Source organism: Streptomyces venezuelae (genome assembly GCF_008642355.1).
Taxonomy (GTDB): Bacteria; Actinomycetota; Actinomycetes; order Streptomycetales; family Streptomycetaceae; genus Streptomyces; species Streptomyces venezuelae_B.
Window position 1 is genome coordinate 7,802,901 of record NZ_CP029193.1, and the last position, 13,308, is coordinate 7,816,208.

At 71.7% G+C, this 13,308-nt stretch carries 15 protein-coding genes; 10 read left to right on the forward strand and 5 right to left on the reverse strand.

Annotated elements, in window-relative coordinates; translation table 11 throughout:
- Window positions 1–62: 62 nt before the first annotated feature.
- Together DEJ47_RS35170 and DEJ47_RS35175 are read right to left on the reverse strand one after the other, a co-directional pair.
- Entirely contained in the window at window positions 63–236 is a 174-nt protein-coding gene (locus DEJ47_RS35170; RefSeq protein ID WP_150175163.1) for a CsbD family protein, read from the reverse strand.
- Between the two features lie 99 nt (window positions 237–335).
- Window positions 336–701, reverse strand: a complete 366-nt coding sequence (locus tag DEJ47_RS35175) for an STAS domain-containing protein (RefSeq protein WP_150175164.1) — start codon at window positions 699–701, stop codon at window positions 336–338.
- Between the two features lie 228 nt (window positions 702–929).
- Between DEJ47_RS35175 and DEJ47_RS35180 the strand changes: the two genes are divergently transcribed.
- Together DEJ47_RS35180 and DEJ47_RS35185 are read left to right on the forward strand one after the other, a co-directional pair.
- Window positions 930–1,376, forward strand: coding sequence for an ATP-binding protein (locus DEJ47_RS35180; protein ID WP_150175165.1), 447 nt, complete (start codon window positions 930–932; stop codon window positions 1,374–1,376).
- Window positions 1,377–1,426: 50 nt separating this feature from the next.
- Window positions 1,427–2,293: a SigB/SigF/SigG family RNA polymerase sigma factor gene (locus tag DEJ47_RS35185; RefSeq protein WP_150175166.1), complete on the forward strand. Its 867-nt coding sequence runs from the start codon at window positions 1,427–1,429 to the stop codon at window positions 2,291–2,293.
- 75 nt (window positions 2,294–2,368) lie between these two features.
- On the opposite strand, the gene DEJ47_RS35190 is transcribed toward DEJ47_RS35185, so the two are convergent.
- On the reverse strand, window positions 2,369–3,982 hold the full coding sequence (locus DEJ47_RS35190; protein ID WP_150175167.1) for an acyl-CoA synthetase: 1,614 nt from the start codon (window positions 3,980–3,982) through the stop codon (window positions 2,369–2,371).
- A 210-nt stretch (window positions 3,983–4,192) separates the two neighbouring features.
- On the opposite strand from DEJ47_RS35190, the gene DEJ47_RS35195 reads away from it, so the two are divergent.
- From DEJ47_RS35195 to DEJ47_RS35225, 7 genes are all read left to right on the forward strand, one after another.
- Window positions 4,193–5,053, forward strand: coding sequence for a crotonase/enoyl-CoA hydratase family protein (locus DEJ47_RS35195; protein ID WP_223828634.1), 861 nt, complete (start codon window positions 4,193–4,195; stop codon window positions 5,051–5,053).
- Window positions 5,054–5,146: 93 nt separating this feature from the next.
- Window positions 5,147–6,109, forward strand: a complete 963-nt coding sequence (locus DEJ47_RS35200) for a Zn-ribbon domain-containing OB-fold protein (protein ID WP_150175168.1) — start codon at window positions 5,147–5,149, stop codon at window positions 6,107–6,109.
- Window positions 6,110–7,174 (forward strand): thiolase domain-containing protein, encoded by a 1,065-nt coding sequence (locus DEJ47_RS35205; protein WP_150175169.1) that lies wholly within the window; start codon window positions 6,110–6,112, stop codon window positions 7,172–7,174. It begins immediately after the preceding gene.
- Complete coding sequence (locus tag DEJ47_RS35210) at window positions 7,167–8,333, forward strand: thiolase domain-containing protein (protein WP_150175170.1); 1,167 nt, start codon at window positions 7,167–7,169, stop codon at window positions 8,331–8,333. Before DEJ47_RS35205 ends, DEJ47_RS35210 begins: the two co-directional genes overlap by 8 nt.
- Before the next feature lie 111 nt (window positions 8,334–8,444).
- Complete coding sequence (locus tag DEJ47_RS35215; protein ID WP_150175171.1) at window positions 8,445–8,687, forward strand: DUF397 domain-containing protein; 243 nt, start codon at window positions 8,445–8,447, stop codon at window positions 8,685–8,687.
- 96 nt (window positions 8,688–8,783) lie between these two features.
- Entirely contained in the window at window positions 8,784–9,728 is a 945-nt protein-coding gene (locus tag DEJ47_RS35220) for a universal stress protein (protein ID WP_150175172.1), read from the forward strand.
- Window positions 9,729–9,818: 90 nt separating this feature from the next.
- Window positions 9,819–10,319, forward strand: a complete 501-nt coding sequence (locus tag DEJ47_RS35225; RefSeq protein WP_150175173.1) for a hypothetical protein — start codon at window positions 9,819–9,821, stop codon at window positions 10,317–10,319.
- A gap of 58 nt (window positions 10,320–10,377) precedes the next feature.
- Here the strand turns inward: DEJ47_RS35225 and DEJ47_RS35230 are convergent, their stop codons facing one another.
- A complete protein-coding gene (locus tag DEJ47_RS35230) occupies window positions 10,378–11,355 on the reverse strand; it encodes a GlxA family transcriptional regulator (RefSeq protein WP_150175174.1) in 978 nt (325 codons plus the stop codon).
- 128 nt (window positions 11,356–11,483) lie between these two features.
- On the opposite strand from DEJ47_RS35230, the gene DEJ47_RS35235 reads away from it, so the two are divergent.
- Window positions 11,484–12,122 (forward strand): HD domain-containing protein, encoded by a 639-nt coding sequence (locus tag DEJ47_RS35235; RefSeq protein WP_150175175.1) that lies wholly within the window; start codon window positions 11,484–11,486, stop codon window positions 12,120–12,122.
- A gap of 38 nt (window positions 12,123–12,160) precedes the next feature.
- On the opposite strand, the gene DEJ47_RS35240 is transcribed toward DEJ47_RS35235, so the two are convergent.
- A complete protein-coding gene (locus tag DEJ47_RS35240) occupies window positions 12,161–13,267 on the reverse strand; it encodes a hypothetical protein (protein WP_150175176.1) in 1,107 nt (368 codons plus the stop codon).
- Window positions 13,268–13,308: the final 41 nt, after the last annotated feature.

Genomic DNA, 13,308 nt, shown 5'->3' on the forward strand with positions numbered 1-13,308 from the left:
GACAGCCGGAAAGGGCGGCCCCTTCAGCGGGGCCGCCCCGACGGCGTCGAACGGTGTTGCGGTCAGTGCTTGCCGATGTCCTTGGTCTTCTCCTTGGCCTGGCGCGCGTCACCCTTCATCTGATCGGCGCGGCCCTCCGCGGTGAGGCGCTCGTTCCCGACAGCGCGACCGGCCGCTTCCTTCGCGGCGCCCTTGGCCTGCTCGGTCTTCGCCTTGGCCTTCTCGTTGGCGGTCATGATCCGCTCACGCTCCTTGGCATCGACATCATGTGCTGGAGATCCGCCTGGCCGCTCAGCGCCGAGTCAAACATCGACCGTGCACTTTCGTTTTCTCCGTCAGCCGTCGAGGAGCTTGTTCAGCTGCCGCAGACCGTCCTCGTGCGTGTCGGCCAGGACCATGATGTCGATGACACCCGTGATCTCGAACAGCCGCCGGATGGCGCTGTGCAAGGGGCCGCAGAGAACGAAGGGACGCTGCGCCTGTTCGTGCTCGGCGCGCGCCAGCAGGATCAGGTTGAGCAGGGCGCTGTCGGCGAAGGTCAGCTCGGCCAGGTCGAGCAGGGTGGCCTCGGTGCCGCTCTCGGTCCGGGCGCGCTGGAAGGCGGCAGTGACCTCGCTTCCGTTCTCGAGGTCGATGTCGTGGCGCAACGTGACGACCGCCACACGGTCCTGTCTGGCGAGTTCGATGCTGTTGAGGGACATGCCCCGACCTTGTCATATGCCGTGGCCGGGTGAGAATGGACCGGTCCTTTCACGAGGTGCGCCAGGCCGCGGGCGAGGGGACGGACGGAACGCCGTTTCACTGTTGTGAATGTGTTTTCTCCTTGTGGGATGCAGGGGGTGTGCGGGCAGTGGGGTCGGGCATGCGAACACAAGGAACGGTGCGACGCGGTCGCGTTTGCACGTGTGCAGGGAAAGGATCAAGGCTTCATGAGCGCTCCCGAGATGCCCGACACAGTGCGGACGACCTGCGCTCAGGCCCGCGCCGAGGTGGACGCGGCACTGCGGACGGTGAGTCAGGGGCTGCCGCGCGCCCAGGCGCGGCGCGTGCACGAGGACGCGCTGCTGGTCGTCAGCGAGTTGACGGCCAACGCGATGCGGCACGGCGGGGGGCTCAGCGGATTCGCCGTCCGCGTGCAGGGGACCGCCCTGCTGATCTGCGTGAGCGACCGCAGTGCGGAGATTCCGGTCCACGTGCCCCCGGACCCGGCACGTCCCGGCGGCTTCGGCTGGCTGATGGTCCAGCGCCTCAGCTCCCGCGTCACGGTCGAAACGGGGGACGGGGGCAAGACCATCATCGCCGCCCTGGACCTGTCTCCCTGGCCCGGCCCGAATTCTTCGAAAAACTGTACGCGTGAGACGCGATCGACGGGGTAACCGTGCCGCTGCGGGGGTAAACAGCCGAGCTGAACAAGGAGCGGAACGCCATGATTACCGTGACGCAGGGGCAGACGCAGGACACGGCCGACCGTGCCGGGGAGGACCTCGTCGAGCGCGCGTACACGGACCCCTCCTCCATCGCGCCGAGGGACGCGCGTGAGGTCGGCAAGCGGTTCTTCGACCGCCTCACGCAGCTCGAGGAGGGCACGCACGAGTACCAGTACGTGCGCAACGCGCTGATCGAGATGAACCTCTCGCTGGTGCAGTACGCGGCATCGCGCTTCAAGCACCGCGGCCAGCAGGAGATGGAAGACATCATCCAGGTCGGCACCATCGGTCTGATCAAGGCGATCGACCGGTTCGAGCTCACCCGCGAGGTCGAGTTCACTTCCTTCGCCGTTCCGTACATCACAGGCGAGATCAAGCGGTTCTTCCGTGACACCTCGTGGGCCGTGCACGTGCCGCGCCGGCTCCAGGAAGCACGTATCGAACTCTCCAAGGCCACGGAGGAGCTGCGCACCCGGCTCGGGCGCATGCCGTCCACCGCCGAGCTCGCGGAGCTGATGCAGCTGGAGCCCTCGGAGGTCGCCGAGGCGCAGAAGGCGTCCAACGGCTACAGCGCGGTCTCCCTGAACGCCGCGGTCAACGGTCAGGACGACGAGTCCGACACGATGCTGGCCGACTTCATCGGCATCAACGAGGAGTCCTTCGAACTCGTCGAGAACTTCCACTCCCTGGCCCCGCTCATCGCGGACCTCGACGAACGGGACCGGACCCTGATCCACCTCCGCTTCGTCGAGGAGCAGACCCAGCAGCAGATCGCGGACACCCTGGGCTGCTCGCAGATGCACGTGTCCCGGCTCCTGTCCCGCGTCGTGGGCAAGCTCCGCGCGGGCCTGCTCACCACCGACTGATCCGCGGCCTGCCCCTCCGCCACGACGACGGCCTCCACCCGACAGCTCCGGTCGGATGGAGGCCGTCGCGTCGTGCTAGCCCCTGGCGGCCACCGCCTTGGCCCAGCGGTAATCCGCCTTGCCGCTGGGGGAGCGCTGGATGTGGTCCGTGAAGACCACGGAGCGTGGGATCTTGTAGCCGGCGAGCAGGGCGCGGCAGTGGGTCTGCACCGCCTCCAGGTCCAGCCCGGCCGCTCCGTCCCTGAGTTGCACGACGGCGGCCACATGGCTGCCCCACCGCTCGTCGGGGACTCCGGCGACCAGCGCGTCGTACACGTCGGGGTGCGACTTGAGCGCCTGCTCGACCTCCTCCGGGTACACCTTCTCGCCACCCGTGTTGATGCACTGCGAGCCGCGGCCGAGCACGGTGACGATGCCGTCCTCGTCCACCGTCGCCATGTCGCCGAGCAGCACCCAGCGCTCGCCGTCCCGCTGGAAGAAGGTCTCCGCCGTTTTCCTCGCGTCGTTGTAGTAGCCGAGCGGCACGTGGCCGCGCTGCGCCAGACGCCCCGGCACGCCCACCGGCACCGGCTCGTGCGTGACCAGGTCCACCACCTGCGTCCGCTCGTTGACCTCGAGCCGGAAGCCCTTCTCCGGTCCCGAGTCGTCCGTCGCCTTGCCGTTGGAGCCCGACTCGGAGGACCCGAAGTTGTTCAGGAGCAGCACGTCCGGCGCGAGCTCCTGGAACTGGGCGCGGACGGTCTCCGACATGATCGCCCCGGACGAGGAGACGCTGAACAGGGAGGACAGGTCGGTGCCCCGCAGCGGCCCGCGCAGCGCGTCGATGAGCGGCCTGAGCATCGCGTCGCCGACCAGAGAGACGCTGGACACCCGCTCCTTCTCGATGGTGCGGAGCAATTCCTCGGGGACGTACTTGCGGTGCAGGGCGACGCGCTGCCCGTAGTTGAAGGCGATGAACGACGTCAGTGTCGACGTGCCGTGCATCAGCGGGGGCGCGGGGAAGAAGGTGATGCCGGGCCCGCCCGCCGCGACCCGCTCGGCGAGTTCCTCGGGCCGCTTCACCGGCTCGCCCGCGGGCTCCCCGCCGAAGAGCCCGGCGAAGAACAGGTCCTCCTGGCGCCACATGACGCCCTTGGGCATGCCCGTCGTGCCGCCCGTGTAGATGATGAACAGGTCGTCGGCGGAGCGGGGCCCGAACCCGCGCTCCGGCGACCCCGCCGCCTCGGCGTCGGTGAACGCCACCACGTCGAGCGCGGGGACGTCGGCGGGCGGCTCGCCGACCCGCACCAGGTGCCGCAGCTTCTCCGTGCGCGGCAGCGCCGCCGCGACCCGCTCGGTGAACTCGGCGTCGAAGACGAGCGCGGCGAGGTCCGCGTCACGGTAGAGGTAGACCAGCTCCTCCTCCACGTACCGGTAGTTCACGTTGACCGGTACGAGGCGTGCCTTCAGGCAGCCGAGGACCGTCTGCAGGTACTCGACGCCGTTGTACAGGTGCAGGCCCAGGTGCTCGCCGGGGCGCAGACCGCTGTCGATCAGGTGGTGGGCGACGCGGTTGGCTGCCGCGTCGAGCTCGGCGTAGGTGAGGCGGCGTTCCGCGCCCGTGCCGGGGTGGTCGATGTAGACGAGCGCCTCGCGGTCGGGGACCACGTCGACGACCGACTCGAACAGGTCGGCAAGGTTGTACTCCACCGCACTCCTCCTGACCCCGGCGTCCTCACTGACGTCTCGCTTGGCGGTCATCAGAGCAGAGGGCCCCATAAGTGGGAAGGGCCCTCGCGGAAGAAAACTGACTGAGTGTCAGGAAACTATTGAACTGGCTCCCCGGCTACTGCAACCTGTTCCAGGTCCGCAGCCGACAGACCGGCCGCCCGGGCGGCCGCCGACAGAGGGAGCACCGGCATGGGTGGGACGGAACGCGGGTCGGAAAACGGATCGGAACGCGGGACGGAACACGGATCGGAACGCGGGACGGAACACCTCTCCGTGCGGCGCGAGGGCGCCACGCTGATCCTCACGCTGAACCGGCCCGAAGCGAAGAACGCGCTGTCGCTCGCCATGCTCGTCGGCCTGTACGACGGGTGGGTCGAGGCCGACGAGGACGACGGCATCCGCTCCATCGTGCTCACCGGCGCCGGCGGCTCCTTCTGCGCGGGCATGGACCTCAAGGCCCTCGCCGGCAAAGGGATGGAGGGCGAGCGGCACAGGGACCGGCTCAAGGCCGACCCGGATCTGCACTGGAAGGCGATGCTCCGCCACCACCGCCCCCGCAAACCCGTCATCGCCGCCGTCGAGGGCTACTGCGTGGCGGGCGGCACGGAGATCCTGCAGGGCACGGACATCCGCGTGGCGGGGGAGTCGGCGACGTTCGGCCTCTTCGAAGTGAAGCGGGGGCTCTTCCCCATCGGCGGCTCGACCGTACGGCTGCCGCGGCAGATTCCTCGTACCCACGCCCTGGAGATGCTGCTCACCGGGCGGCCCTACTCCGCGGCCGAGGCCGCGTCCGTCGGCCTCATCGGGCATGTGGTGCCGGACGGCACGGCCCTGCAGAAGGCCCTCGTCATCGCCGAGCAGATCAACGCGTGCGGGCCGCTCGCCGTGGAGGCGGTGAAGGCGTCGGTGTACGAGACCGCCGAGATGACCGAGGCGGACGGTCTCGCGGCCGAGCTGAAACGGGGGTGGCCCGTATTCGACACGGCCGACGCGAAGGAGGGCTCCAGAGCCTTCGCGGAGAAGAGGGCGCCCGTTTTCCGGCGTGCGTAGGTCGTTCCGCTGCTGCGGGCCTGTTGTCGCCGGTCGCGCAGTTCCCCGCGCCCCTGACGGGGCGCCCCATCACCCGGAAACGGAGTCCCCGTCATGACATCCGTCCCCTCACCAGAAGTGCTGCGTGCCCCTCTCGTCGTCGAGTTCCCCTTCACCCGCTCGCTCGGGCCCGTGCAGAGCGCCTTCCTCACCGGGCTGCGCGAACGCACCGTGCTCGGCGTGCGGACCGGCGACGGCCGCACCCTCGTCCCGCCCGTCGAGTACGACCCCGTGACCGCCGAGGAGATCCGCGACCTCGTCGAGGTCGCCACCACCGGCACCGTCACCACCTGGGCCTGGAACCACGCACCGCGCCGCGGCCAGCCCCTGGACACCCCGTTCGCCTGGGTCCTCGTCAGGCTCGACGGCGCCGACACCGCCCTGCTCCACGCCCTGGACGTGCCGGGCCCCGACGCCGTGCGCACCGGCATGCGGGTCCGCGTCCGCTGGGCCGCCGAACGCGTCGGCGCCATCACGGACATCGCCTGCTTCGAGGCGTACGACGGGGAGGCGGCGGAGCCCGGGTCCGCACCGCACACCGGCGTGTTCGACGACCCGGTCACCGGCATCGTCGCGGCCGCACGGCTGGACTACACCTACTCGCCGGGCCGTGCCCAGTCGGCGTACATCAACGCCCTCTCGGAACGGCGGACCGTCGGCGAGCGCTGCCCGTCCTGCCGCAAGGTGTACGTTCCGCCGCGCGGCGCCTGCCCCACGTGCGGGGTCGCCACGGCGGAGCGCGTGGAGGTCGGACCGCGCGGCACCGTCACGACGTACTGCATCGTCAACATCAAGGCGAAGAACCTCGACATCGAAGTCCCTTACGTCTACGCGCACATCGCCCTCGACGGAGCCGACCTGGCCCTGCACGCCCGCATCGCGGGCATCCCCTACGACGAGGTCCGCATGGGGCTGCGCGTCGAACCGGTCTGGACCGAGGGCGGCCGCTACCCCGACCACTACCGGCCCACGGGCGAACCCGACGCCGACTACGACACGTACAAGGAGCTGGTGTAGATGGCGCCCCATGACCAGCCGCAGGTCGCCGTCGTCGCCTTCGGGCAGAGCGACCACCTGCGCACCACCGACGAGCTCTCCGAGGTCGAGATGCTCATGCCGGTGCTGCACGAAGTCCTCGCCGCGACCGGCCTGAAGACCAGCGACATCGGCTTCACCTGCTCCGGCTCCTCGGACTACCTCGCGGGACGCGCCTTCTCCTTCACGATGGCGCTCGACGGGGTCGGCGCCTGGCCGCCGATCTCCGAGTCGCACGTCGAGACGGACGGCGCCTGGGCGCTGTACGAGGCCTGGGTGAAACTGCGGACCGGCGAGGCCGACACCGCGCTCGTCTACTCCTACGGCAAGTCCTCGCCCGGCTCCGTGCGCGACGTGCTCACCCGGCAGCTCGACCCGTACTACGTCGCCCCCCTCTGGCCCGACTCCGTGGCCCTCGCCGCGCTGCAGGCGCAGGCACTGATCGACGCGGGCGAGACCGACGAGCCCGCACTCGCCGCGGTCGCGTCCCGCAGCCGCACGGCCGCCGCCACCAACCCGCACGCGCAGCTGCGCGGCGCCGTCGAGCAGGGCGAGTACGCCGTACGCCCCCTGCGCACCGGCGACTGCCCGCCGGTCGGCGACGGGGCGGCGGCCGTCGTCCTCGCCACGGGGAACCGCGCCAGGGAGCTCTGCGAGCGGCCCGCGTGGATCCGCGGCATCGACCACCGCATCGAGGCGCACGGCCTCGGCGTCCGCGACCTCACCGACTCGCCCTCCACCCGCCTGGCCGCCGAACGCGCCGGACTCTTCGAACGGCCCGTCGACACGGCCGAGTTGCACGCCCCCTTCACCTCGCAGGAAGTCGTCCTGCGCAGGGCCCTGCGCCTCGCCGACGACGTCACCGTCAACCCGTCAGGCGGCGCCCTCGCCGCCAATCCCATGATGGCCGCCGGGCTCATCCGCATCGGCGAGGCCGCCGCGCGCATCCACCGGGGCGCCTCGGACCGGGCCGTCGCCCACGCCACGTCCGGCCCCTGCCTCCAGCAGAACCTGGTCGCCGTCCTGGAAGGAGAGGCCCGTGCCTAAGGAACCCGTGGCGGTCGTCGGGGTCGGCCAGACCAAACACGTGGCCGCGCGCCGTGACGTGTCGATCGCGGGCCTGGTCCGCGAAGCCGCCCAAGCCGCCCTGCTAGACGCCGAGTTGACCTGGGCGGACGTCGACGCCGTCGTCGTCGGGAAGGCACCCGACTTCTTCGAGGGCGTCATGATGCCGGAGCTGTACCTCGCCGACGCGCTCGGTGCCGTCGGCAAACCCATGCTCCGCGTCCACACGGCGGGCTCCGTCGGCGGCTCCACGGCGCTCGTCGCCGCGAACCTCGTCGCCGCACGCGTCCACGGCACGGTCCTCACCCTCGCCTTCGAAAAGCAGTCGGAATCCAACGCGATGTGGGGCCTCTCGCTGCCCGTGCCCTTCCAGCAGCCGCTGCTCGCGGGCGCCGGCGGCTTCTTCGCCCCGCACGTGCGCGCGTACATGCGGCGCACCGGCGCACCCGACACGGTCGGCTCCCTCGTCGCCTACAAGGACCGCCGCAACGCCCTGAGGAACCCGTACGCGCACCTCCACGAGCAGGACATCACCCTGGAGAAGGTCCAGGCCTCGCCCATGCTCTGGGACCCGATCCGCTACTCGGAGACCTGCCCGTCGTCCGACGGCGCCTGCGCGATGATCCTCACCGACCGCGCGGGCGCGGCCCGTGCGCCCCGGCCGCCCGCCTGGATGCACGGCGGCGCGATGCGCAGCGAGCCGACGCTCTTCGCGGGCAAGGACTTCGTGTCACCGCAGGCGGGCAAGGACTGCGCGGCCGACGTCTACCGGCAGGCCGGCATCGCGGACCCGCGCAGGGAGATCGACGCCGTCGAGATGTACGTGCCGTTCTCCTGGTACGAGCCGATGTGGCTGGAGAACCTCGGCTTCGCCGAGGAGGGCGAGGGCTGGAAGCTCACCGAATCCGGCGTCACGGAGCTGGACGGCGACCTGCCGGTCAACATGTCGGGCGGTGTCCTGTCCACCAACCCCATCGGCGCCTCCGGCATGATCCGCTTCGCCGAGGCGGCACTACAGGTGCGAGGCCTGGCGGGAGAACACCAAGTGGACGGAGCCCGCAGGGCACTTGGGCACGCCTACGGAGGCGGCTCGCAGTTCTTCGCCATGTGGCTCGTCGGAGCCGAACCGCCCACCGGCTGACGGAGCCCGCCGACGCCGGACCGACCGAGGAGCTGCCGCCGCGGCCTGTCCGGCGCCCGGAGCGAAAGCTAGGCTGACGGCCGGACCGACGCATTCGGGAGGAGCACGGACGTGGCCGACAGCACCACTCAGCAGCATCCGCTCGCGGGCTGGGACAAGCCGGAGCTCGACCTCAGCACGGCGGACTGGCGATCGAGCAGCGAGGGGCGCGGAGACGTCGAGATCGCCTTCGTCGAGGGTTTCATCGCCATGCGCAACAGCGGCCGCCCGGAGAGCCCTTCCCTGATCTTCACCCCGGCGGAGTGGGGCGCCTTCGTCCACGGCGCCCGGGAGGGCGAGTTCGACCTGACGTAGCGCCCCGGCACGGCACACGGCCGCGACGGTCTTCGGTCCCCGATCACGTGACCTTCGACTCTCGCCGCGCGCTCCGGACTGCACAAGGCTGTAGCCATGAGCAGCGAACCGGTCGGCAGCGTGAGCAGTGAGTCCGTGAGCGGCACCGAGCCGGACGGCGGTGGGCCCGTCGTCGTGGCCGTGGACGGATCGCGCGGCAGCGGCCGCGCCCTGGAGTGGGCGCTGGCCGCCGCCGCGCTGCGCGCCGTGCCGCTGCGGATCGTGCACGTACGGGGATACGACGTACCCCTGGTCGACGGCCCCTTCGCCGCCGTCCTCGAACGCGGCGAGAGCGACCCGGTGGTGGACTGGGCCCGCGAGTCCGTCGTGGGACGGGCCGGTCTGCCCGACCTCGAGTTCGTCACGGTGGACGGCAGCCCGGGACGCGAACTGCCGCGGCTCGGCGCCGGGGCCGGCCTGCTGGTCCTCGGCTCCCGCGGCAGGGGCGGCTTCGCCAGCCTGCTGCTCGGCTCGAACGGCCTGGCCTGCGCGCGCGAGGCGCCCTGTCCCGTGGTGGTCGTGCCGCGCGCCGCCGAGCCCGAGGCGCCGGAGGCCCCGCCCCGCGTGGTCCTCGGCCTGTCGGCGCCCGCACCGGACGAGCACTCCGTCGCCTTCGCCTTCGCGGAGGCCGGGCGACGTGGGGCGAGGCTGCACGTCGTCGTCGCGTACCCGTGGCCGGTGCTCAGCTCCACGCCCGCCGGTGAGTTCGTGATGAAGGCCGTCGCCGACGAGGAGACGGAAAGGGACTACGCGAACCTCGCCGACGACCTGCTCGCCCCGTACCGCGAACGCCACCCCGACGTACCGGTCGACCTGTTCATCGTCCCGGGTGACGCGGCCCGCCACCTGGTGGACGCCTCGCACGCCGCCGACCTGGTGGTGGTCGGCCGCCACCGCCGACGGCTCGCCCCCGGCCGCATCCTCGGCTCGGTCACCCACGCGGTACTGCTGCACGCGGCGTGCCCGGTGGCGGTGGTGCCGCCGGAGAGCGCGGGGGCGTAGGGGAACCGTGGCTGGTGGGGAGGGCGTCGGCGCTCCGGAGTGCCGCCGCCCCCGCGCCGGAACGCGCCGCAGGCCACGTACCATGGGCGCATGTCCTTCCTCCGCCGCCGCAGCTCCGCCACTCCCGCGGGCCCGGACTTCGATGTCCTGGCCATGGACCCCGGTGACTGGCCCGGCAATCTCGGCGCGGGCCTCCTGCCCGCCCCCGACGGCAGCTGCCAGGGCGTCTTCCTGCGCTACGACCTGTTCGGCGGCCGCGGCCCCGCGATGATCATCGGCAACCTCCCCGAGGGGTCGCCCGCGCGCGAGACCGCCGAGGGCGAGGTTCCCTTCGAGGTGGCCCAGCTGCTGCTCGCCCTGGAGAACGACGAGGAGGTCACGGTCGTCTCCAGCGAGGACGTGCCCGTGATGCAGGGCGACAACCTCCTCATCGTGCGCCGTCTCAAGCTCTCCGAGAGCCGGATCTCGTGCGTGCAGTTCGACCGCAGCGACAACGTCCTGGTGACCATCGCCGCCTGGGACCGGCCGATCACCGACGACCTGTACGCGCTCCTGAAGCCGCTGCCCGCGGAGCTCTTCCAGCAGGGCTGACACCTCGTGGCGCTGCGCCTCTTGGTCTCGCGTGAACTGACCCTGCGTGGTGCGCTGTTCAGGCGTCTCGTCCGTGCGCGGAGGCGAAGCGGCTGCGGTACTCGCTCGGTGTCGTGCCGAGGTGGCGGGCGAAGGCACGGCGGAGCGTCTCGTCGCTGCCGAGACCGCTGCGCCGGGCGGCCGCCGTGACGCTGTGCCCGTCCAGGAGGAGCTGCTGGGCGTGGTCGAGGCGGACTTGTTCGACCCAGCGGGCCGGCGTGGTGTCCAACTCGCTCCTGAACAGCCGGGCGAGGTGCCGGGTGCTGACGGCGGCGGACGCGGCCATGGCGGGCAGGGTGTGCTCGCCTGCCGGGTCGGCGAGCACGGACGCGGTCAGCGAGCGGAGCACGTCGTTGCGCGCGGGCGGGGTCACGAGGGCCGTGGAGAACTGCGACTGGCCGCCGGGGCGCTGCATGAAGACGACCAGTTCACGTGCGATCGTCCGGGCGGCGTCCGCCCCGTGGTCGTCCTCCACGAGGCCGAGGGCCAGGTCGATGCCCGCGCTGATGCCCGCGGAGGTGACGTACCGGCCGTCGCGGATGTGGAGGGCGTCCGGCTCCACCCTGACCTCGGGATGGCGGCGGGCGAGTGTCGCCGCGTGCCGCCAGTGCGTGGTCGCGCGGCGCCCGTCGAGCAGGCCGAGCGCCGCGAGGACGAAGGCGCCGCTGCACACCGAGGCGACCCGCGCCGCCTGCCGGGCCAGGGTGTCGGCGGCTGTCAGTACGCCGTCGTCGAGGGGCTGGAGCGCGAGCCGGTCGGCACCGGCGATCACCACGGTGTCCAGCGGGCCGATGTCCGCGGAGCCCGCATCGGCCGCCGCGATCGATCCGGCCAGCGCGAGCCCCGACGACGTCGTGACGTCGCCGCCGCGGGGCGAGACCAGCACCGTCTCGTAGGGGAAGCCGAGCCGCCCCGCCTGGTGCAGCACTTCGACGGGACCGCTGACGTCGAGCAGCGTCACGCCGTCGAAGACCAGGAAGGCCACGCGGTGCGTCATGTCTCAATCTGTGGTTCTGCCGACCGTACGGACATGGCCCCAGGGTAGGGCATCGGGCGAAGGTGGAGTCATCCACTGAGCAGGCGGCGTGGAGTCATCCACCGAGCAGTCAACGGAAGGCGCACCTCATGAGCGAGACGATCGCGGGCATCCGGATCCCGGACAGCGCCCTGGCGAAGGAGGCGACGGAGCTGGTGCGCGACGCCGCCGCACCCCTGCTGTTCGACCACTCCCGGCGCGTGTTCCTGTGGGGGTCGCTGCGGGGCCGGGAACAGGGACTGAGCTACGACCCGGAGCTGCTCTACGTGGGAGCGATGTTCCACGACCTGGGGCTGACCGAGCGCTTCCGCCGCACCGACCAGCGCTTCGAGATCGACGGCGCGGACGAGGCCCGCCGCTTCCTGCACGGGCACGGCATCACGGACGAGCGGGCGGACCGCGTCTGGACGGCGATCGCCCTGCACACCACCCCCGAGATCCCGCTCCACATGGCGCCCGAGGTCGCTCTGTTGACCCGCGGCGTGGAACTGGACGTCCTGGGGATCGGGTACGACGCCGTCACGGACGAGGAGCGCGCGACCGTGGTCGCGGCGCACCCGCGCCCGGACTTCAAGAACCGCATCGTCGCCGCGTTCGCCGACGGCATCAAGGACCGCCCGCGGACCGCCTTCGGCAACGTCAAGGCGGATGTGCTGGCCCACTGCGTCCCCGGCTTCGAGCGCGGTGACTTCGTGGAGGTCATCAAGGGCTCCGACTGGCCGGAGTGACGGACGGCGGGCCTTCGTGCGGGGGCGGGCGCAGCAGGTCAGGCCGCGCCGTCGACGGGCAGCCCGTTCCGCCGCACGTCATCGGCCATGCGGTGCGCCGCTCCCGCGCAGCCCGCCGCCGCGGGCTGCGCGGCCGTCCGTACCAGTCCCGCGTACGCGCAGCGCAGCGCGACCAGCGACTCCTGGGCGTCGCGGTAGGCGTCCGCGTCCGCCCCGCGCCGGTGCGCCAGGGTCCTGACAGCCGCGCTGCGACGGTCGAGGGTGGACAGCCACGCGCGGTGCCGGGCGGCGAGATGCCGGCGCTGCTGGCACCGGCTGCCGGTTCCCATGCGGCCGCCCATGCCGAGAACGGCGTCCGCGGCGAGCAGCACCGGCGGTTCCAGCGCCTCCCGCGCGGCCAGTGAGGCGAGCACCGCGCACTGCTGCCCGGTCGCCGGTGCGAGGACCAACCTGGCCGCGCAGGAACGGAGTTGGCCGTGCAGGGCGTGCTGGATGCGGGTCATGCGGCGCAGCGCGACGGAGACGGACCGGTCGGCGGGGGACCGGCCCGCCAGCGTCTCGGCGAGCCGGAACAGCCAGACCCCGTGGGCCTCCAGACGCACCGTGGCCAGCATGAGCCGGTCCAGGCGGGACAGCGGCCGGTCCGCGGCCGACCAGCGCACGATCGGCACGAGGGATTCGGTGCGGGCCAGTTGGTCGACCGGCACGGCCCGGCCCGGTTTGCGCAGCGGCGCCCAGTTGAAGAGCGCCAGGGTGGGCAGCCCGACGAGCCGGGAGTAGTCACTGCGGTGGGCGAGGGACGTCCACAGGGCGAGGAACTGCTCGTTCGCCACACGCGTGGCCTTGGTGGACGCCGGGTCGAGCTCGGTCCATCCGCAGGCCGCCACGATCACCGCCAGTCGCGTCGCCGCGGCTCTGGCACGGTGTTCCGACAGCCGTGCGACACGGTGACGCAACGAGGGCAGGGCGGATGCCCGGCAGGCCTCTGCCACGAGGAGGCGTGCCTCCTCCCGGCACGGTGCGGCGGCGGTCGCGTGGGCCAGCGCGTCCAGATCCGTCCAGCCTCCGGCGAGGTGGAGAGCCGGGAGCCGGTGCGGCAGGAAGCCGTGGACAAGCGGGTTGTCCGAGTCCGGGAGGGAAGTCATCGGGGCACCCTTTCTCACGGGACGGATGATCTTCGGGTACA

Excerpts from the sequence above, each read along its gene's own strand:
- DEJ47_RS35170 (WP_150175163.1), bottom strand. The coding sequence starts at position 236 with ATGACCGCCAACGAGAAGGCCAAGGCGAAGACCGAGCAGGCCAAGGGC.
- DEJ47_RS35175 (WP_150175164.1), bottom strand. The coding sequence starts at position 701 with ATGTCCCTCAACAGCATCGAACTCGCCAGACAGGACCGTGTGGCGGTC.
- DEJ47_RS35180 (WP_150175165.1), top strand. The coding sequence starts at position 930 with ATGAGCGCTCCCGAGATGCCCGACACAGTGCGGACGACCTGCGCTCAG.
- DEJ47_RS35185 (WP_150175166.1), top strand. The coding sequence starts at position 1,427 with ATGATTACCGTGACGCAGGGGCAGACGCAGGACACGGCCGACCGTGCC.
- DEJ47_RS35195 (WP_223828634.1), top strand. The coding sequence starts at position 4,193 with ATGGGTGGGACGGAACGCGGGTCGGAAAACGGATCGGAACGCGGGACG.
- DEJ47_RS35200 (WP_150175168.1), top strand. The coding sequence starts at position 5,147 with ATGACATCCGTCCCCTCACCAGAAGTGCTGCGTGCCCCTCTCGTCGTC.
- DEJ47_RS35205 (WP_150175169.1), top strand. The coding sequence starts at position 6,110 with ATGGCGCCCCATGACCAGCCGCAGGTCGCCGTCGTCGCCTTCGGGCAG.
- DEJ47_RS35220 (WP_150175172.1), top strand. The coding sequence starts at position 8,784 with ATGAGCAGCGAACCGGTCGGCAGCGTGAGCAGTGAGTCCGTGAGCGGC.
- DEJ47_RS35225 (WP_150175173.1), top strand. The coding sequence starts at position 9,819 with ATGTCCTTCCTCCGCCGCCGCAGCTCCGCCACTCCCGCGGGCCCGGAC.
- DEJ47_RS35230 (WP_150175174.1), bottom strand. The coding sequence starts at position 11,355 with ATGACGCACCGCGTGGCCTTCCTGGTCTTCGACGGCGTGACGCTGCTC.
- DEJ47_RS35235 (WP_150175175.1), top strand. The coding sequence starts at position 11,484 with ATGAGCGAGACGATCGCGGGCATCCGGATCCCGGACAGCGCCCTGGCG.
- DEJ47_RS35240 (WP_150175176.1), bottom strand. The coding sequence starts at position 13,267 with ATGACTTCCCTCCCGGACTCGGACAACCCGCTTGTCCACGGCTTCCTG.